Raw genomic sequence first — 17,954 nt, 5'->3', positions numbered from 1 at the left:
TCGGTCAACGACCATCAGGCGGACTCCGCGAGCGGGAACCCTGCGCCAGAATCTGTCGCCGTGCCGGGAAACCTGCCGCCGGAGACGGCGAGCTTCGTCGGCCGGGACGGCGAACTGGCCCGCCTGGCGAGCCTGTTGCGCGACCGCCGACTGGTGACCCTGACCGGGGTCGGCGGCGTCGGCAAGTCCCGGCTCGCCCTGCGGGCCGCCGCCGACCGCCTCCAGGCCCGCCCCGACGGGGTGTGGTGGGTCGAACTGTCGCCCCTGCGCGACCCGGACCTGCTCACCGCGACCGTCGCCCACGCCGTCGGCCTCGCCGACCACTCCCCGCACCCCCTCGACGAGGAACTGTGCGCGTGGATGGCCGACAAGGAACTGCTGCTCGTCCTCGACACCTGCGAGCACCTGGTCCCCGAGGTCCGCCACCTCGTGGGCGAGCTCCTCCAGTCGGCCCCCGGCCTGACGGTGCTGGCGACCTCCCGGGAGCGCCTGGGCACCCCCGGCGAGCTGGTCTTCGAGGTCCGCCCCCTGCCCACCGACGGCCCCGACAGCGAGGCCCTGGCCCTCTTCCGGACCCGCGCCCTGGCAGCCGCCCCGGACAGCGCCGCCGCCTTCGCCGACCCGGACCGCGCCCGGATCGCCGCCGAGGTGTGCCGCCGCCTGGACGGCATCCCGCTCGCCCTGGAGCTGGCCGGGGCCCGCATGCGCCGGTGGACGCTGGAACAGATGGCCCGCCGGCTCGACGCCCGCTTCGAGGTCCTCACCGACGGCCGACCCGCCGCGGGGCACCGCCACCGCACCCTGCGGACCGCCATCGGCTGGAGCCACGAGCTGTGCGAGCCGCTGGAACGGCTCCTGTGGGCCCGACTGTCCGTGTTCAGCGGGGACTTCGACGTGGCCGCGGCCCGCGCGGTGTGCTCCGGCGGGCCGCTGCCGGCGGCGAGGGTGGAACGGGTGCTGGAGGGGCTCGTCGCGAAGTCCGTCGTACGCCGCTCCGAGGAGCGGGGCGCGGGCGCCCGCTACCGGATCCTCGACACCATCCGCGAGTTCGGCCACGACTGGCTGACGGAGCTGGGCGAGGTGCGCGGCGTCGCCGACCGGCACGCCCACTGGTACGCGGCCCTGGCCGGGGCCGCCGACCAGGGCTGGCTGGGCCCGGCCCAGGTGGACTGGTACCGCAGGATGAGCGCCGAGCACGCGCAGGTGCGCACCGCCCTGGAACACCTGCTGGGCACCGACCCGGCGGCGGCCCTGGAGATGGCCGGGGCCCTGTGGTTCCTCTGGTTCGCGTGCGGGCACGTCCACGAGGGCCGCGCCTTCCTGGAACGGGCCCTGGCCGGCGCCCCCTCCCCCGGCCCCGCGCACACCCAGGGCCTGTGGGCCCTGGGGCTGACGCTGCTGCTCCAGGGGGAGATGGACACCGCCGGGAAGGTCGGCGCCGAGTGCACCCGGGCGGCGGCCGCCCTCGCCGACCCCGAACGGGAACTGCGCGCCGCCTACCTGCGGGCCGTGTCGGTGATGATGCCGGGCGATCCGGCCCGGGCGCTGTCGCTGGCGGGGCCCCGGGCGCGGGCGGGCCACGGCGGGCGGCCGAGCGGGGCGGGGTGGCTGCTGTGCCGGCTGGCCGGCGCGTACGCGCTGTGCGACCTGGGCCGCTTCGAGGAGGCCGCGCGGGAGGCGGAGGCACTGCGCGCGGCGTGCGCGGAGCTGGGCGAGCGGTGGCTGCGGGCCTACGCGGACTACGTGCTGGCCGTGTCCGCGCTCGGGCTGGGCCGCAACGACGAGGCGGCCCGGCACGTGCGGGCCATGCTCTCGGGCAAGCGGCTGCTGGGCGACCGCTTCGGCATCGCGCTGGGCCTGGACCTGCTGGCGGCCGCGGTGGCGGCCCTGGGCGACGGGGAACTGGCGGCGCGGCTGCTGGGCACCGGACACGCCTGGTGGCGCACGGTGGGACGGCCGCAGATGGGCTCGCCGTCGCTGACGGCCTTACGGGACCGGGGCGAACGGCAGGCGAGGGCGGCGATCGGGGACGCGGCGTACGAGAGCGCGTTCCTGGGCGGCGCGGCGGCGTCCACCGGCTGACTTCGGGCCGGTGGACGCCGTGGGTCGGGGGCTCCCGTCAGTACGGGAGGGGTCTGCCCGACGGTGTGCGCAGGTCCAGGTCTCGGGGGGCGGGCTTGGGGACGGGCTTGCGGATCAGCTGCTGGCGCATGCTGCCTCCTCGCTCAGACCAGTGCCGGACGGCGGGGTTCCACCGTCCTGCCTTCGGGGAGCAGTTCACCGGTGTCGTCGAAGACCACGACGCCGTTGCAGAGCAGACTCCATCCCTGTTCGGGATGGGAGGCCACGACGCGGGCGGCGTCGTGGTCCGCGCTGTCGGCGGACGGACAGGGGGGCTGGTGGGAGCACATGGCGCACCTCCTCGCAGAGTGGGGCGGGAGGGCCGGTGGTCACCCGGTCGAATCCGCGATCCACGGTGGCGGCGAGTATTGCCGACCGCCACCCCCGGACGGAACCCATATTCGAGGTCCAGTTCAGGGTGTGTATGCCCGCTTACCATGCGCTCATGCCCGTTATCCGGATCATTCGCCGTACTTCCCTCGCCCCCGAAGAGGCGTGGCGACGCGTGACGGCCTGGGAATCACACGGCGCACACGTCCCGCTCACCCGGACGATCATCGAGACGCCGCCTCCGACGTGCGCCGGAACGCGCTTCACGGCGCGCACGGGAGTGGGCCGGATCACATTCGACGACCCGATGGAGGTCGTCGTCTGGGAGCCCCCGCTCAGGGTGCGGCTGGAGAAGCGGGGGCGGGTGGTGACGGGGTGGGCCGAGATCGAGCTCCAGCCGTGCTCGTCCGGGGGTACGGAGGTCCGCTGGCGGGAGTCCATCCGCGTGCGCGGCGTTCCCCGCTTCCTGGACCCCCTGACGGCCGGCGCGGCCCGCCTCCTGTTCGGCCACACGCTGACGGGCCTCCTGCGCCCCTGAAGACGCCCGGACGCCCGCCCACGGCCGCCCGCCCCGGCCCCGCCTAGCGGATCGGCATTCCCGACAGGGTCCGCGCGATCACCAGGCGCTGGATCTCGCTGGTGCCTTCGAAGATCGTGTAGATGGCGGCGTCCCGGTGCATCCGCTCCACCGGGTACTCCCGGGTGAACCCGTTGCCGCCGAGGATCTGCACCGCCTGGGCGGTGACCTTCTTGGCCACCTCGCTCGCGAACAGCTTCGACATCGAGCCCTCCGCCGAGGTGAAGGGCTTGCCGGCGATGGCCATCCAGGACGCCCGCCACACCAGCAGCCGCGCCGCGTCGATCTGCGTGCGCATGTCGGCGAGCTGGAAGGCGACGCCCTGGTTGTCGATGATCGGACGGCCGAACTGGGTGCGGGTCTTCGCGTAGTCGAGGGCGACCTCGTAGGCCGCGCGCGCGGTGCCGACGGCCATCGCCCCGACGGCCGGGCGCGAGGCCTCGAAGGTGGCCATCGCGGCGTTCTTCACCCGCTCGCCGCCCCCGGCCGCGGCCCGCTCGCGGGCCCGCGCGAGCCGCTCGTCGAGCTTTTCCTTGCCGCCCAGCAGGCAGGATCCGGGGACGCGCACGTCCTCCAGCACCACCTCCGCCGTGTGCGAGGCGCGGATGCCGTGCTTCTTGAACTTCTGCCCCTGCGAGAGTCCGGGGGTGCCGGGCGGGACGATGAAGGAGGCGTGGCCCTTGGTGCCGAGCTCCGGGTCGACGACGGCGACGACGATGTGGACGTTGGCGATGCCGCCGTTGGTCGCCCAGGTCTTGGTGCCGTTCAGCACCCACTCGTCCTTGGCCCCGTCGTAGACGGCCCGGGTGCGCATGGCGCCCACGTCGGAGCCGGCGTCCGGCTCGGAGGAGCAGAAGGCGGCGACCTTGACGTCGTCCGGGGTGCCGTACATCTGCGGGATCCAGGTGCCGATCTGCTCCTCGGTGCCGTTCGCGACGACCCCGATGGCGGCGAGTCCGGTGCCGACGATCGACAGGGCGATGCCGGCGTCGCCCCAGAACAGCTCCTCCATGGCCATCGGGATGCCGAGGCCGGTGGGGTCGAAGAACTGCTGGGCGTAGAAGTCGAGGGAGTAGATGCCGACCTTCGCGGCCTCCTGGATGACGGGCCACGGGGTTTCCTCCCGCTCGTCCCATTCGGCGGCGGCGGGCCTGATCACATCGGCGGCGAAGCCGTGGATCCAGTCCCGCACCTGCTTCTGGTCCTCGTTCAGCTCCATGGTGAACTCCGCCACGACCCCTCCAGCGCTCACGTACCGCCGGCAGAGTTACTGCCGGTAACCCAGATGACGGCCACAGTCTGTTACCGGCCGGTAAGCACTGTCAAGCACCGCCGGTTCGCCGGTAGGGGTGCACGGGGTGTTACGTTGCGTGGGCGTCACGCACATCGCAAGGGCGGGGAGAAGAAAACGTCATGCAGACCAACCGGCAGTCCGGCGAGTCAGGTGCGGCCGAAGGCCGCCGCCGGGAGCTGCTGGAGGCCGCCGACCGCGTCGTCCTGAGGGACGGCCCCAAGGCCTCCATGAACGCCATCGCGGCGGAGGCCGGCATCACCAAGCCGATCCTCTACCGCCACTTCGGGGACAAGGCGGGCCTCTACCAGGCCCTCGCCGCACGCCACACCGACGCCCTGCTCGACTCGCTGCGGGCCGCCCTCGACGCGCCCGCCGAACGCCGCAGCCGCGTCGAGTCGACGCTCGACACCTACCTCGCCGCCATCGAGGCCCGCCCGCAGGTGTACCGCTTCCTGATGCACCCGGCCGAGGACTCCCACAGCTCCGAGCGGGGGTTCGACGTCGGCGTGCACTCCGTCCCGCTGCTGCGCCGCCTCGGCGAGGAGCTCGCGAAGGTGGTCGGCGAGCGCGTCGACCTCGGGCCGGACGGGGACCGACTGGCCCGCATCTGGGGCCACGGCATCGTCGGCATGATGCACGCGGCCGGCGACTGGTGGCTGGCCGAGCGCCCCTGCGGGCGCGCCGAACTGGTGGCCGGCCTCACCGACCTGCTGTGGGGCCGCCTGGCCACCGCGGGCAACCGCGAGGGCGGCCCCGGCTTCTGACCGCCGCCGCGACCCCACGGCCCTCGGGGCGCCGGGTCCTGTCGTCGAACGGGCGCCGGTCGGGCCGCTCGGCCGCGCCTCCCGCCCCGCGCCCCCGCCCGTTCAGTCGCGCGCCGCCCGGGCGCCCCACGGCGTCCTGCGGATCGCCCGGCGCAGTCGGCGGGCCCGCAGCCCGGTGACCCGGTCCGCGTAGACCGTGCCGTCGAGGTGGTCGCACTCGTGCTGGAGGCAGCGGGCGAAGAACCCGGTGCCCTCGATCCGCACCGGGGCGCCGTCGGAGGTGAACCCCTCGACGACCGCACGGTCGAAGCGGGCGGTGCCCGCCTCCAGGCCGGGCAGCGAAAGACAGCCCTCCGGACCGAGGAACTCGTCGCCGTCGGCCGTCACCAGCCGCGGGTTGACGACGTGACCCAGGTGGCGGACGTCCTCGTCGTCGGGGCAGTCGTAGACGAAGACCCGTTGCCCGACCCCGATCTGGTTCGCGGCGAGGCCGACGCCCTGGGCGGCGTACATCGTCGCGAACATGTCCTCGACGAGGCGGCCGAGTTCGGGGCCGAAGTCGGTGACCTCGGCGCAGGGCGAATGGAGCACCGGATCACCCAGCAGGCTCATGGTGCGGACGAGTCCGGTGGTACCGGGGATGGGGCGCTGTCGCATGGCCGTAAGGGTACGACGGGCGAATATATGAGGAGATCCGCGGCGACCTGGGGGCGCCGCGGTCAAGGCCCGCGCCGGCACTGGATAGGCTGGGGCCGACCGACGCTAGGAGGACAAGGGACGATGGCAGGCAACACGGAGCCGCTTTCGCCGCGGGCCAAGCTGGCCGTGACGGCGGGCAAGGCCGCGGCGGCGGTGTCGCGGGCCGCGGGACGCGGAAGCGGATCGGTGATCGGTGGCAAGGTCGCACTCAGGCTGGACCCCGATCTTCTCGGCGCGCTGGCGCAGCATCTCGATGTCGTCCTCGTCTCCGCGACGAACGGCAAGACCACGACGACCCGACTGATCGCCGAGGCCCTGCGGGCCAGCGGTCCGGTCGTCTCGAACGCGCTGGGCGCGAACATGCCGGCGGGCATCACCTCCGCCCTGGCCGGCGGATCGGACGCCAAGTACGGCGTCATCGAAGTCGACGAGAAGTACCTGGCCGGGGTGGCCCGGGACGTCACCCCCAAGGTGATCGCCCTGCTGAACCTCTCCCGCGACCAGCTGGACCGCGCGGCGGAGACCCGCATGCTCGCGGAGAAGTGGCGGGAGGGGCTCCAGGGCTCCAAGGCCGTCGTCGTCGCGAACTGCGACGACCCGCTGATCGTGTGGTCGGCGTCCTCGTCGCAGAACGTCGTGTGGGTCGCCGCCGGCCAGGAGTGGAAGGACGACGCCTGGTCGTGCCCCTCCTGCGGTGGCGTCATGCAGCGCCCCGGCGACGACTGGTTCTGCGCCGAGTGCGGTTTCCGGCGCCCCACCCCGAGCTGGGTGCTCTCCGGCGACCACGTGCTGGACCCGCACGGCAGCGCCTGGCCGATCCACCTCCAGCTCCCGGGCCGCGCCAACAAGGCGAACGCCGCCACCTCGGCCGCCGTCGCCGCCGTGTTCGGCGTCCCGCCGCAGGTCGCGCTGGAGCGCATGTACCAGGTCCAGGCCGTCGCCGGCCGCTACGACGTGGTCAACTTCATGGGCCGTGAGCTGCGCCTGCTGCTCGCGAAGAACCCGGCCGGCTGGCTCGAAACGTTTTCGCTGATCGACCCGCCGCCCGCGCCGGTGATCCTCTCGGTCAACGCCCGCGGCGCCGACGGTACCGACACCTCCTGGCTGTGGGACGTGGACTACCCGCGTCTGGCCGGCCACCCGATCTTCGTGATCGGCGACCGCAAGCTGGACCTCGCGGTCCGCCTGGAGGTCGCGGGGCTGGACTTCCGGGTCTGCGAGACGCTCGACGAGGCCGTGCAGCTGGCGCCGCCCGGTCAGATCGAGCTGATCGCCAACTACACCGCCTTCCAGGACGTGCGCCGCCGCGTCGGCAACTAGAGCCCCGTCAGAACCGCAGAGGACAAGAGCATGAGCGACAACAGCCTGCGTCTGGTGTGGGTCTACCCCGACCTGCTCAGCACGTACGGAGACCAGGGCAACGCCCTCGTGGTGGAGCGCCGGGCGCGCCAGCGCGGCCTGGACGTGCAGCGCGTGGACGTGCGCAGCGACCAGCCCATCCCCACCTCGGGTGACATCTACCTGATCGGGGGCGGTGAGGACCGCCCGCAGCGCCTGGCGGCGGAGCGCCTGCTGCGCGACGGCGGCCTGGAGCGCGCCGTCTCCAACGGGGCGATCGTCTTCTCCGTGTGCGCCGGGTACCAGATCCTCGGCAAGGAGTTCGTCAACGACATGGGCCAGCGCCAGGAGGGGCTGGGCCTGCTGGACGTCGTGACGGTGCGCGGCGAGGGCGAGCGGTGCGTCGGCGACGTGCTGGCCGACATCGACCCGCGCCTGAACCTGCCGCCGCTGACGGGCTTCGAGAACCACCAGGGCGTCACGCACCTGGGCCCGACGGCCCGCCCGTTCGCCCGCACCCGCCTGGGTCGGGGCAACGGCACCGGCGACGGCACCGAGGGCGCGTACAACGACACCGTGTTCGGCACGTACATGCACGGCCCCGTCATGGCCCGCAACCCGCTGATCGCGGACCTGCTGCTGAAGCTGGCCCTCGACGTGAACGCGCTGCCGGCCATAGACGACCGCTGGTACGAGGCCCTGCGCGCCGAGCGCATCGCCGCGGCCACCGAGCCCGCGTAGCGGCCCGGGTCCTCCCGACGCCCGTGCTTCGCCCGCCCGTCGCCCCGTCGACGTGCGGTGTTCGGCCCGGATCCCCTTCGTGGGGGTCCGGGCCGTTCTCGTATACACGTGTCTTCGCACGATTGGCCCGACCAGCATGTGGAGGATGGTTCAGTCCAGTGGGGATCCGCTTGTAGGGTGACGGGTAGTTCCAACCGGACGACGTGGTCCGGTCGTCGGCCCACGTTGCAAAGGTTCTTCCTGCCATGCGCATTGGTGTGCTCACTTCCGGCGGCGACTGCCCCGGCCTCAATGCCGTCATCCGTTCCGTCGTACACCGCGCCGTCGTCGACCACGGCGACGAGGTGATCGGTTTCCGCGACGGCTGGCGCGGCCTGCTGGAGGGCGACTACCGCAAGCTCGACCTGGACGCCGTCGGTGGCATCCTGGCCCTCGGCGGCACGATCCTCGGCTCCTCCCGGGTCCAGCCCGCGCACCTGCGCGACGGGGTGGAGCGGGCCCGCGGGCACGTCGCCGACCTGGGTCTGGACGCGATCATCCCGATCGGCGGCGAGGGCACCCTCAAGGCCGCCAACCTGCTGTCGCAGGCCGGTCTGCCGATCGTCGGCGTCCCGAAGACCATCGACAACGACATCGCCTCGACCGACGTGACCTTCGGCTTCGACACGGCCGTGGGCGTCGCCACCGAGGCCCTGGACCGGCTGAAGACCACCGCCGAGTCCCACCAGCGCGTCATGGTCGTGGAGGTCATGGGCCGCCACACCGGCTGGATCGCGCTGCACTCGGGCATGGCGGCCGGCGCGCACGCGATCGTGGTGCCCGAGCGCCCCTTCGACATCGACGAGCTGACGAGGATCGTCGGCGAGCGGTTCTCGGCGGGCAAGCGGTTCGCGATCGTCGTCGTCGCGGAGGGCGCGAAGCCGGCCGAGGGCTCGATGGCCTTCGAGGAGGGCGGTACGGACATGTACGGCCACGAGCGCTTCGCCGGCATCGGCAACCGCCTCGCCGTCGAGCTGGAGGCGCGGCTCGGCAAGGAGGCCCGCCCCGTGATCCTGGGCCACGTGCAGCGCGGCGGCACGCCGACCGCCTACGACCGGGTCCTGGCGACGCGCTTCGGCTGGCACGCGGTGGAGGCCGCGCACCGGGGCGAATTCGGGATGCTGACGGCCCTGCGCGGCACCGACATCGTCATGGTCCCGCTGGCCGAGGCCACCTCGACGCTCAAGACGGTGCCGGGCGACCGGTACGCCGAGGCCCAGACGGTGCTGTGATGTTTGCCCCGTTCTGACGCCCTGACCGCCCCCGGACGCGATCACGTCCGGGGGCGGCACTACTGTGGTGGAGCGCCACAGTCAAGGGAGTCAACAGATGGATCACAGCGGGCACGGCATGGACATGCCCATGGACCTGCCGCCGTTCACCCTCGGGCGTGGTCTGGAGTTCTCCTTCGACGCCTTCTTCCTCTTCGGGTCGCTGCTGGCGCTCGCCCTCTACGGGTGGGGCGTGCTGAGGCTGCGCCGTCGCGGGGACTCCTGGTCGGCGGGTCGGACCACGGCCTTCACCATCGGCGTGCTGACGGTGATCCTGGTGATGTGCACCAAGCTGAACGACTACGGCATGGTCATGTTCAGCGTGCACATGGTCCAGCACATGGTGATCAGCATGATCACACCGATCCTGCTGCTGCTCGGGGCGCCGATGACGCTGGCCCTGCGCGCGCTGCCGCCGGCCGGACGCGGCCGCAAGGGTCCGCGCGAGCTGCTGCTGGCGCTGCTGCACAGCCGGTACATGCGGATCATCACGCACCCGGCCTTCACGATCCCGATGTTCATCGCCAGCCTGTACGCGCTGTACTTCACCCCGCTCTTCGACTTCCTGATGGAGAGCCGGACCGGCCACATCGCGATGATGCTCCACTTCCTCGCGGTCGGCGTGATCTTCTTCTGGCCGATCATGGGCGTGGACCCGGGCCCTCACCGCCCCGGCTACGTGATGCGGATGCTGGAGTTGTTCGCGGGCATGCCCTTCCACGCCTTCTTCGGCATCGCGCTGATGATGGCGAGCGAGCCGATGATCAAGACGTACGCGAACCCGCCGGCCTCCCTCGGCATCGATCCCCTGCTCGACCAGCAGTGGGGCGGCGGCATCGCCTGGGCGTTCAGCGAGATCCCCTCGGTCCTCGTGCTGATCGCCCTGATGTACCAGTGGTACCACTCCGAGCAGCGGGCCGCGAAGCGGGCGGACCGGGCCGCCGAGCGCAACGGCGATCAGGAGCTGGAGGCGTACAACGCGTATCTCGCCTCGCTGCAAGGGCGCGGCCGGTAGCGCGGGAGGCGTCGCGCGCGTCACCATGGAGCATGACCGGATCCGTGAAGGCGATGGCCGTGACGACCTTCGCCGCCCTGGTGGCCGTGTCCACGTACTCCGTGGCCCTCGGCAGCAACGGTTGGCTGTGGTTCGGGTGGATCGTGCTGGGGCTGCTGACCGCCGGCCTGGCCGCCTCCCGCACCACCTGACCGCACCCACCCGGGCCCACCGCGCGGCCTCGTGCGTGTGGTCCCGTACGCGTGGCCCCGTACGTGTGGGCCCCGTACGTGTGGGCCCCGTAAGTGTGAGCGCAGACGCGTGATCGCACGCACCTGCCGCCGTCCGCCTGACCGTCCGTAAGATGGCCGTAACCTAGGGCATCGACGGGAGCGGCCTGGTGTTCTACCACTTGCTCAAGCACGTGCTGCTCGGTCCGCTGTTGCGGCTGCTGTTCCGGCCGCGGATCGAGGGGCTCGAGAACATCCCGGCGGAGGGTGCCGCGATCGTCGCGGGCAACCACCTGTCGTTCTCGGACCACTTCCTGATGCCCGCGATCCTGCGGCGCCGGATCACCTTCCTCGCGAAGGCCGAGTACTTCACCGGCCCCGGGGTCAAGGGACGGCTCACCGCCACGTTCTTCCGCAGCGCCGGGCAGATCCCCGTGGACCGCTCCGGCAAGGACGCCGGGCAGGCCGCGCTGCGGGAGGGGCTGGGCGTGCTGGCCAAGGGCGAGCTGCTGGGCATCTACCCCGAGGGCACCCGCTCGCACGACGGCCGGCTGTACAAGGGCAAGGTCGGCGTCGCCGCGATGGCCCTGGGAGCCGGCGTACCGGTGATCCCCTGCGCGATGGTCGGCACCTTCGAGATCCAGCCGCCCGGGCAGAAGCTCCCGAAGATCCGGCGCGTGACGATCCGCTTCGGTGAGCCGCTGGACTTCTCCCGCTACGCCGGGATGGAGCGCGAGCGGGCCGTGCTGCGGGCCGTCACCGACGAGATCATGTACGCGATCCTGGGCCTGTCCGGTCAGGAGTACGTCGACCGGTACGCGGCCGAGGTGAAGGCCGAGGAGGAGGAGAGGAAGCGGAAGAAGGCCCGGCGCCTGTCGCGCTGAGCCTTCTCCCTCACCTCACCCCGCCGGGGGTCCTAGCGGACGACCGGCAGCTCCTCGTGCGCCGGGAGAGCGGCGGACGGGGCCTGGGCGAGCGACTTGGCGGCGGCCGGGGCCGGCGCGACCGGGGTGGCGTGCGGGCCGCACTTGACGTCCTGCGCGTCGACCTTGCCGGTGAGCAGGTAGGCGTCCACCCGGGTGTTGATGCAGGGGTTCACCAGGCTGGTCACGCCGTGCGAGCCGGCGTTCTGCTCGGTGATCAGGCGCGAGCCCGCCAGTCGCCGGTGCAGCTCGACGGCGCCCTCGTACGGGGTGGCGGCGTCACGCTCGGACTGGACGATGAGCACGGGCGCCAGGCCGCGCTTGGCACCGACCTCGATCGGGGTGCTCTGCTTCGACTTCCACGTCGCGCAGGGCAGGTTCATCCAGGCGTTCGACCAGGTCAGGAACGGGTACTTCTGGTGCAGCCTGCTGTTGTCACGGTCCCACCTGGACCAGCTGGTGGGCCACTTGGCGTCGGCGCACTCGACGGCGGTGTAGACGGCGTTGCCGTTCTCCGAGGTCGCGTTGCCCGCGAGGTCGGACATGTCCGGGGCGACGGCGTCGATCAGCGGCTTCTCGTCACCCGCGGCCCAGGCGCTGAAGGCCTTGGCGACCGGGACCCACGAGGAGTCGTAGTACGGGGCGCCCTGGAAGAAGGAGATCAGCTCGGCCGGACCGGCGACGCCGCCGAGCGGGTTGGCCTTGGCCTGGGCGCGCAGCTGCTGCCACTTGGCCTCGACCTTGGCGCGGGTGTCGCCGAGGTGGAAGGAGGCGTCGTTCTTCGCGACCCAGTCCTGCCAGTCGTTCCAGCGCATCTGGAAGGCGACGTCCTGGTCGAGGTTGGCCTGGTACCAGATCTTGTCCTGGTCCGGGTTGACCACGCTGTCGACGATCATGCGGCGCACGTGGGTCGGGAAGAGGGTCGCGTAGACCCCGCCCAGGTAGGTGCCGTAGGACACGCCGAGGAAGTTCAGCTTCTGCTCGCCGAGGGCGGCGCGGATGACGTCCAGGTCGCGCGCGGTGTTCGGCGTGGTCATGTGCGGCAGCATCTCGCCGCTGCGCTCCTTGCAGCCGTCCGCGTACTCGGCGGCGAGCTTGCGCTGGGCGCGCTTGTCGGCCTCGTTGGACGGGACCGGGTCGGCCTTGGGGGCCTTGACGAACTCCTGCGGGTCGATGCAGGAGATCGGCGCGGAGTGGCCGACGCCGCGGGGGTCGAAGCCCACGAAGTCGTACGCCTTGGAGGTGTTGACCCACAGCGGGCTCTTGTTGGTGATCCGCAGCGGGAAGCGCATGCCGGAACCACCCGGGCCGCCCGGGTTGTAGATGAGGGCGCCCTGGCGCTCCTCCTTGGTGCCCGTGCTGACGGCGCGGTCGACGGCGAGGTCGATGGTCTTGCCGAAGGGCTTGGCGTAGTCGAGCGGGACCTTCACCCAGCCGCACTGGACCGGCTTCGCGAAGCCCCAGTCGGCGGGACAGTCCTTCCAGTCGATGCCGGTGCGCGCGGCGCGCGCGGCGGCGATCTGGACGCCGATGGCCTCGGCGGTCCCGTTGTCCCGGCCGGTCGGCGCGGCCGCGGCGGGCGACGCCAGCAGCAGGCCGGCGGCCAGCGCGCCGGTGACGAGTGTGGCGGCGCTCCCCAGCGCCGCGGTGCGTATCACGTGTTGATCCCCCTGGTTCAGGTGCCGCCGTGTGCGGACCGCTTCGGTCTGCTCCGGTCGTCGGCGTGCAAGGGCGATCCTCGCGGCTGACCTGCACCGGACAACAGAGCGCGGTCCAGTTCTTTGCCAACCCGATAACCGGAAACACGTGTACCGCTGAGCGGTGCCCGCCCCGCGCGCCCTGCGGCGGCGCCCCGCCCGACGCCCCGTCATCCGATGCGGTGTCACCGGTGCCGTGTCAGAGGTGCCGTGTCAGAGGCCGTACGCGCGTGCCGCCCCGTCCAGCAGCTCCCGCAGCCGCAACGCGTCCGGGGCGAGCGCCGTGACCAGGGCCGCGGGCCCGGCCAGCGGGGTGAGCGCCGCGAACTCCCCCAGTACGGCGGCCTCCGGCGGCTCCGCCTCGAAGCGCGGGTCCACGACGAGGAGCTGGCCCAGCGCGCGGTGCCCGGCGAGTCCGGCCGGCCCGTCCCACCCTCCCGGGGCTCCGGGGCCGCAGGCCAGTTCCTGGTCCAGCAGCGGCCGTCCGCCCCGGGTGACGGTGAGTCGGCTCCACAGCAGGCCGGGGGCCTCGCCCGTACGGCCGAGCACCTGCTCCTCGCGCAGCAGCAGCCGGGCGGTGGGCGCCACGTCGACCCGGGTGCGGACCCGCAGGTCGCTGCCCCGGACGGAGACCAGCGGTTCGGGCAGCCAGCGCACCTCGGCGTCCCCGGCCAGGGTCAGTCGTACGTCGTAGCGCGCCGGCTCGCCGCCGCGGCCCGGCAGGGCCAGGGTGGCCGCCGCCGAGCCCAGGGCGAGGCGCGCGCCGGGCCCCGCCTCGGCCTCGATCGTGAGGTGGTCGCCGCCGAGGGGGGCGCTCATCGCCCCGACCAGCGTGACGTGGGCCGCGCCCTCCTCGCCCCGGGTGCGGCGCAGCGCGAGCGGCCCCTCCCCGGCCAGCAGGGGCAGCGAGGTGCCGCCGCGCCCGTCGGAGACGGCCCGGACGCGGGCGGTGGCGCGCAGGCCGCCGGCCGGGGCGCGGGGGGCGGGGGGCGCGCTGGTCACCGTACGACCGTCCAGGCGGCGATCCGTTCGCGCACCCACGCGGCGACGGGGGCCACGCCCTCGGCGCCGCGCAGCGACTGGAAGGCGACGGGCAGGTCGCCGCGCTGCTCGGCGGCGTCGCGGGCCATCCGTTCGAGGTCGGAGCCGACGTGGGGGGCGAGGTCGGTCTTGTTGACGACGAGGAGGTCGGCGGTGGTGACGCCGGGGCCGCCCTTGCGGGGGATGTCGTCGCCGCCGGCCACGTCGATGACGAAGATCTGGGCGTCGACCAGGCCCCGGGAGAAGGTGGCGGTCAGGTTGTCGCCGCCGGACTCGACGAGGATGAGGTCCAGGGGGCCGACGCGTTCCTCCAGTTCCTCGACGGCCTCCAGGTTGGCGGAGATGTCGTCGCGGATGGCGGTGTGCGGGCAGGCCCCGGTCTCGACGGCGCTGATCCGCTCGGGCGGCAGGACGGCTTCGCGGAGCAGGAACTCGGCGTCCTCGCGGGTGTAGATGTCGTTGGTGACGACGGCCATGGACAACTCCGCGCGCAGGGCGCGGCACAGGGCCGCGACGGTGGCCGTCTTGCCGGATCCGACGGGCCCGCCGAGACCCACGCGCAGGGCGCGCCGGCTGCCGTCGGCGCGGACGGGCTCGGCGGCGTACGTGTGCCGGTGGGGGTAGGTGACGCCGTGGTCGAGGTGCATGGGGTCTCCTTCGAAGGGACCGGGCAGGGGCGGATGGGGTCAGGAGGCGAAGAGCCGGACCGGCCAGTCGGCATGGACCTGGGCGGCGATCTCCAGCAGGGGCGAGGAGGCGGCGGGCAGGGCCCGCGTCCCCTCGGTGCGGGCCCGCGCGGCGGCCTCGGCGGCCCGCGCGGCCACCGCGTCCAGCTCGGGGGCGAGGCCCGCCAGGACCGCGCCGGCCTCGAAGGGGTCGAGGCCGAGGAGCCGTACGGTCGCCGAGGTCGGGCCGCTGACGCTCTCGTACGCCGCCACGTGCGCGGCGTCGAGCGGCCCGAGCCCGGCCGCCCGGGCGGTGACGCCGAGCACCACGGGCTGGTGCGCCCCGCGCGGGAACGCAGCCGCCAGGGCGTCCAGTTCGGCGGCGGGCCAGACGGCCCGGGCGGCCCTCAGGAGCTGGCGTCCGAGCCTGCGCGCGGCGGCGCGCAGCGCGGGCGAGGGGGTGCGGGCGTCGGCGGCGTCGTCGAGCTCCGCGGGGTCGAGGCCGAGGGCGGCGGCCGCGGCGAGGGCCGCGGCGGTGAGTCCGGCGGTGTGGAGCCGGCCCCGGCAGAAATCCCCCAGGGTCGCGGCGTCGTGGATCCGGCCCGCCTTGCAGGCGGCCTCCGCCCCGCCGGAGTGGGCGTGCCCGCCGGCGGGGAAGCGGCCGTCCGCGAGGACGAGGAGGGTGGCGAGGCTCATCAAGGCCCGCCCGAGGGAACGCCGGGGGCCGGGCGCGTACGGATCACCGGGCCCATCAGAAGAGGAAGTATCTCTGGGCCATGGGCAGTTCCACCGCGGGGGCGCCCTCCACCGGCTCCCCGTCGATGGTGACGGTGAAGGTGTCGGCGTCTACCTCCACCCGGGGCATGGCGTCGTTGCCCCGCATGTCGGACTTGCTGACCTTGCGGGTGTTCTCGATGGCGACGAACCGCTTGCCGAGACCGAGTCGGTCGGGGAGGCCGTCGTCGAGCGCCGCCTGCGCGGTGAAGTTGAGCGAGTTGAGGGTGGGCGCGGAGCCCCGGGCGCCGAACATCGGTCGGGGCAGGACCGGCTGGGGGGTGGGGATGGAGGCGTTGGCGTCCCCCATCTGCGCGAGGGCGATCTGGCCGCCCTTGACGACCAGTTCGGGTTTGACCCCGAAGAAGGCCGGGTTCCACAGGACGAGGTCGGCGAGCTTGCCCGTCTCGACGGAGCCGATCTCCCGGGCCAGGCCCTGGGCGACGGCGGGGTTGATCGTGTACTTGGCGACGTAGCGGCGGGCCCGGTGGTTGTCGGCGGGGCCGTCGCCGGGCAGGAACCCGCGCCGCTTCTTCATCACGTGGGCGGTCTGCCAGGTGCGCAGCACGACCTCGCCGACGCGGCCCATGGCCTGGGCGTCGGAGGAGATGATGGAGATCGCCCCCAGGTCGTGCAGGACGTCCTCGGCGGCGATGGTCGAGGGGCGGATCCGGGACTCCGCGAAGGCGAGGTCCTCGGGGACGGCCGGGTTGAGGTGGTGGCAGACCATCAGCATGTCGAGGTGTTCCTCGACGGTGTTGAGGGTGTGGGGCCGGGTGGGGTTGGTCGAGCTGGGCAGTATGTGCGGCTCGGACACCACGGTGATGATGTCGGGGGCGTGCCCGCCGCCCGCGCCCTCGGTGTGGTACGAGTGGATGGTCCGCCCGGCGATGGCCGCGAGGGTGTCGCCCACGAAGCCGGCCTCGTTGAGGGTGTCGGTGTGGATGGCGACCTGGGCTCCGGTCTCGTCGGCGACGCTCAGGCAGGCGTCGATGACGGCGGGGGTGGCCCCCCAGTCCTCGTGGATCTTGAATCCGAGGGCGCCGCCGCGCAGTTGGGAGTGCATGGCCTCGCGGGACATGGTGTTGCCCTTGCCGAGGAGGCCGATGTTGACGGGGCTGGCGTCCAGGGCGGCGAACATCCGGGCAAGGTGCCAGGGTCCGGGGGTGACGGTGGTGGCCTTGGTCCCCTCGGCGGGCCCGGTGCCGCCGCCGACGAGGGTGGTGATGCCGGAGGCGAGGGCCTCGTCGATCACGGTCGGCGAGATGAAGTGGACGTGGGTGTCGACGGCTCCGGCGGTGACGATCTTCCCGTTGCCCGCGATGATCTCGGTTTCGGGTCCGATGACGAGCGTCGGGTCCACCCCGTCCATCGTGTCGGGGTTCCCGGCCTTGCCGATGCCGCAGATGCGGCCGTCGCGGATGCCGATGTCGGCCTTGACGACGCCCCAGTGGTCCAGGATCACCGCACCGGTGATCACCGTGTCGGGGGCGCCCTCGGCGCGGGTGGTGCGGGCCTGGCCCATGGACTCGCGGATGACCTTGCCGCCGCCGAAGACCGCCTCGTCCCCGGCGTTTCCGGGGCCGCCGCTGAGGTCGCGTTCGATCTCGACGAAGAGGTCGGTGTCGGCGAGGCGGATGCGGTCCCCGGCCGTCGGGCCGAAGAGGTCGGCGTAGGCCCGGCGCGTGATCTCAGCCATCGAGCGGCCCTCCGGTCTCCCCGCGCAGTCCCGGCACGCGGCGCAGGCCGGCCAGGGGTACGAGCTCCACGGCGACGGGGATGCCCGGCTCGAAGCGGACGGCGGTCCCGGCGGCGATGTTCAGGCGCAACCCCCGGGCGGCCCGACGGTCGAAGTCGAGGCCGGGGTTGGCCTCGGCGAAGTGGTAGTGGGAGCCGACCTGGACGGGCCGGTCGGCGGCGTTGAGGACGGTCAGGCGGGTGACGGGGCGGCCTTCGTTGAGGCGCACCGGGCCGTCCCCGTAGGCGATCTCGCCGGGGATCACGGTGGTGTGGCCCTTCAGACGATCGGGTCGTGGACGGTGACGAGCTTGGTGCCGTCGGGGAAGGTCGCCTCCACCTGGACGTCGTGGATCATCTCGGGGATGCCCTCCATGACCTCCGCCCGGGTGAGCACCGTACGGCCCGAGGCCATCAGCTCGGCCACGGTCCGCCCGTCGCGGGCCCCTTCGAGGAGGTGCGAGGTGATCAGGGCGACGGCTTCCGGGTGGTTGAGCCGGACCCCGCGCGCCCTGCGCCTCTCGGCCACGTCGGCCGCGACGTGGATCAGGAGTCTCTCTTGCTCATGGGGTGTCAGTTGCACCTGTATCACCAAGCTTCCGGGACGTGGATCTGCGTCGCGCCGCAGCGAAGGTAACCGTCTTCAACACTCTGTTGACCAGGGCATATCCGGGCCAAGCATGTCTTGCCCAACGGCAGGGAGAGGCTTTCCGACACGA

The 17,954-nt window shown here is 72.9% G+C and carries 19 protein-coding genes; 9 read left to right on the top strand and 10 right to left on the bottom strand.

Annotation, left to right across the window (positions count from 1 at the left end; genetic code table 11):
• Positions 1–60: 60 nt before the first annotated feature.
• Positions 61–2,082 (top strand): NB-ARC domain-containing protein, encoded by a 2,022-nt coding sequence (locus AB0D01_RS13345; RefSeq protein ID WP_363055262.1) that lies wholly within the window; start codon positions 61–63, stop codon positions 2,080–2,082.
• A gap of 143 nt (positions 2,083–2,225) precedes the next feature.
• Here AB0D01_RS13345 and AB0D01_RS13340 read toward each other — a convergent pair whose 3' ends face one another.
• Complete coding sequence (locus tag AB0D01_RS13340; RefSeq protein WP_363055261.1) at positions 2,226–2,411, bottom strand: DUF5999 family protein; 186 nt, start codon at positions 2,409–2,411, stop codon at positions 2,226–2,228.
• 320 nt (positions 2,412–2,731) lie between these two features.
• Here AB0D01_RS13340 and AB0D01_RS13335 point away from each other — a divergent pair, with 320 nt between their 5' ends.
• Positions 2,732–2,989, top strand: coding sequence for a hypothetical protein (locus AB0D01_RS13335; protein WP_363055260.1), 258 nt, complete (start codon positions 2,732–2,734; stop codon positions 2,987–2,989).
• Between the two features lie 43 nt (positions 2,990–3,032).
• On the opposite strand, the gene AB0D01_RS13330 is transcribed toward AB0D01_RS13335, so the two are convergent.
• Entirely contained in the window at positions 3,033–4,262 is a 1,230-nt protein-coding gene (locus AB0D01_RS13330) for an acyl-CoA dehydrogenase family protein (protein WP_363055259.1), read from the bottom strand.
• A gap of 179 nt (positions 4,263–4,441) precedes the next feature.
• On the opposite strand from AB0D01_RS13330, the gene AB0D01_RS13325 reads away from it, so the two are divergent.
• Positions 4,442–5,086, top strand: coding sequence for a TetR family transcriptional regulator (locus tag AB0D01_RS13325; RefSeq protein ID WP_363055258.1), 645 nt, complete (start codon positions 4,442–4,444; stop codon positions 5,084–5,086).
• Positions 5,087–5,188: 102 nt separating this feature from the next.
• Here the strand turns inward: AB0D01_RS13325 and def are convergent, their stop codons facing one another.
• Positions 5,189–5,743 carry a peptide deformylase gene (gene def, locus AB0D01_RS13320; protein ID WP_363055257.1) on the bottom strand — a complete coding sequence of 185 codons (555 nt, stop codon included), beginning with the start codon at positions 5,741–5,743 and terminating at the stop codon, positions 5,189–5,191.
• Between the two features lie 123 nt (positions 5,744–5,866).
• Here def and AB0D01_RS13315 point away from each other — a divergent pair, with 123 nt between their 5' ends.
• From AB0D01_RS13315 to AB0D01_RS13290, 6 genes are all read left to right on the top strand, one after another.
• Positions 5,867–7,105, top strand: a complete 1,239-nt coding sequence (locus AB0D01_RS13315) for a MurT ligase domain-containing protein (protein WP_363055256.1) — start codon at positions 5,867–5,869, stop codon at positions 7,103–7,105.
• A 30-nt stretch (positions 7,106–7,135) separates the two neighbouring features.
• Positions 7,136–7,864: a glutamine amidotransferase gene (locus AB0D01_RS13310; protein ID WP_363055255.1), complete on the top strand. Its 729-nt coding sequence runs from the start codon at positions 7,136–7,138 to the stop codon at positions 7,862–7,864.
• A gap of 245 nt (positions 7,865–8,109) precedes the next feature.
• Positions 8,110–9,135: a 6-phosphofructokinase gene (locus AB0D01_RS13305; protein WP_363055254.1), complete on the top strand. Its 1,026-nt coding sequence runs from the start codon at positions 8,110–8,112 to the stop codon at positions 9,133–9,135.
• Between the two features lie 97 nt (positions 9,136–9,232).
• Positions 9,233–10,189 (top strand): cytochrome c oxidase assembly protein, encoded by a 957-nt coding sequence (locus AB0D01_RS13300; RefSeq protein ID WP_363055253.1) that lies wholly within the window; start codon positions 9,233–9,235, stop codon positions 10,187–10,189.
• A gap of 32 nt (positions 10,190–10,221) precedes the next feature.
• Positions 10,222–10,380, top strand: coding sequence for a hypothetical protein (locus AB0D01_RS13295; protein ID WP_363055252.1), 159 nt, complete (start codon positions 10,222–10,224; stop codon positions 10,378–10,380).
• 188 nt (positions 10,381–10,568) lie between these two features.
• Positions 10,569–11,282, top strand: coding sequence for a lysophospholipid acyltransferase family protein (locus AB0D01_RS13290; protein WP_363055251.1), 714 nt, complete (start codon positions 10,569–10,571; stop codon positions 11,280–11,282).
• A gap of 32 nt (positions 11,283–11,314) precedes the next feature.
• Here the strand turns inward: AB0D01_RS13290 and AB0D01_RS13285 are convergent, their stop codons facing one another.
• The 7 genes from AB0D01_RS13285 to AB0D01_RS13255 form a co-directional block, all read right to left on the bottom strand.
• Entirely contained in the window at positions 11,315–12,979 is a 1,665-nt protein-coding gene (locus AB0D01_RS13285) for an alpha/beta hydrolase (protein ID WP_363055250.1), read from the bottom strand.
• A gap of 252 nt (positions 12,980–13,231) precedes the next feature.
• Positions 13,232–14,020 carry an urease accessory protein UreD gene (locus tag AB0D01_RS13280; RefSeq protein ID WP_363055249.1) on the bottom strand — a complete coding sequence of 263 codons (789 nt, stop codon included), beginning with the start codon at positions 14,018–14,020 and terminating at the stop codon, positions 13,232–13,234.
• Positions 14,017–14,706: an urease accessory protein UreG gene (gene ureG, locus AB0D01_RS13275; protein WP_363055248.1), complete on the bottom strand. Its 690-nt coding sequence runs from the start codon at positions 14,704–14,706 to the stop codon at positions 14,017–14,019. Before ureG ends, AB0D01_RS13280 begins: the two co-directional genes overlap by 4 nt.
• A 39-nt stretch (positions 14,707–14,745) precedes the next feature.
• Positions 14,746–15,420 carry an urease accessory UreF family protein gene (locus AB0D01_RS13270; RefSeq protein ID WP_363055247.1) on the bottom strand — a complete coding sequence of 225 codons (675 nt, stop codon included), beginning with the start codon at positions 15,418–15,420 and terminating at the stop codon, positions 14,746–14,748.
• Positions 15,421–15,475: 55 nt separating this feature from the next.
• Complete coding sequence (locus tag AB0D01_RS13265; protein ID WP_363055246.1) at positions 15,476–17,197, bottom strand: urease subunit alpha; 1,722 nt, start codon at positions 17,195–17,197, stop codon at positions 15,476–15,478.
• Positions 17,190–17,501: an urease subunit beta gene (locus tag AB0D01_RS13260; RefSeq protein ID WP_363055245.1), complete on the bottom strand. Its 312-nt coding sequence runs from the start codon at positions 17,499–17,501 to the stop codon at positions 17,190–17,192. Before AB0D01_RS13260 ends, AB0D01_RS13265 begins: the two co-directional genes overlap by 8 nt.
• 14 nt (positions 17,502–17,515) lie before the next feature.
• Positions 17,516–17,818: an urease subunit gamma gene (locus AB0D01_RS13255; protein WP_042802987.1), complete on the bottom strand. Its 303-nt coding sequence runs from the start codon at positions 17,816–17,818 to the stop codon at positions 17,516–17,518.
• Positions 17,819–17,954 lie beyond the last annotated feature (136 nt).

Source organism: Streptomyces sp. NPDC048606, assembly GCF_040650855.1.
Taxonomy (GTDB): Bacteria; Actinomycetota; Actinomycetes; order Streptomycetales; family Streptomycetaceae; genus Streptomyces.
This window is presented reverse-complemented; position numbering and strand designations above follow the sequence as displayed.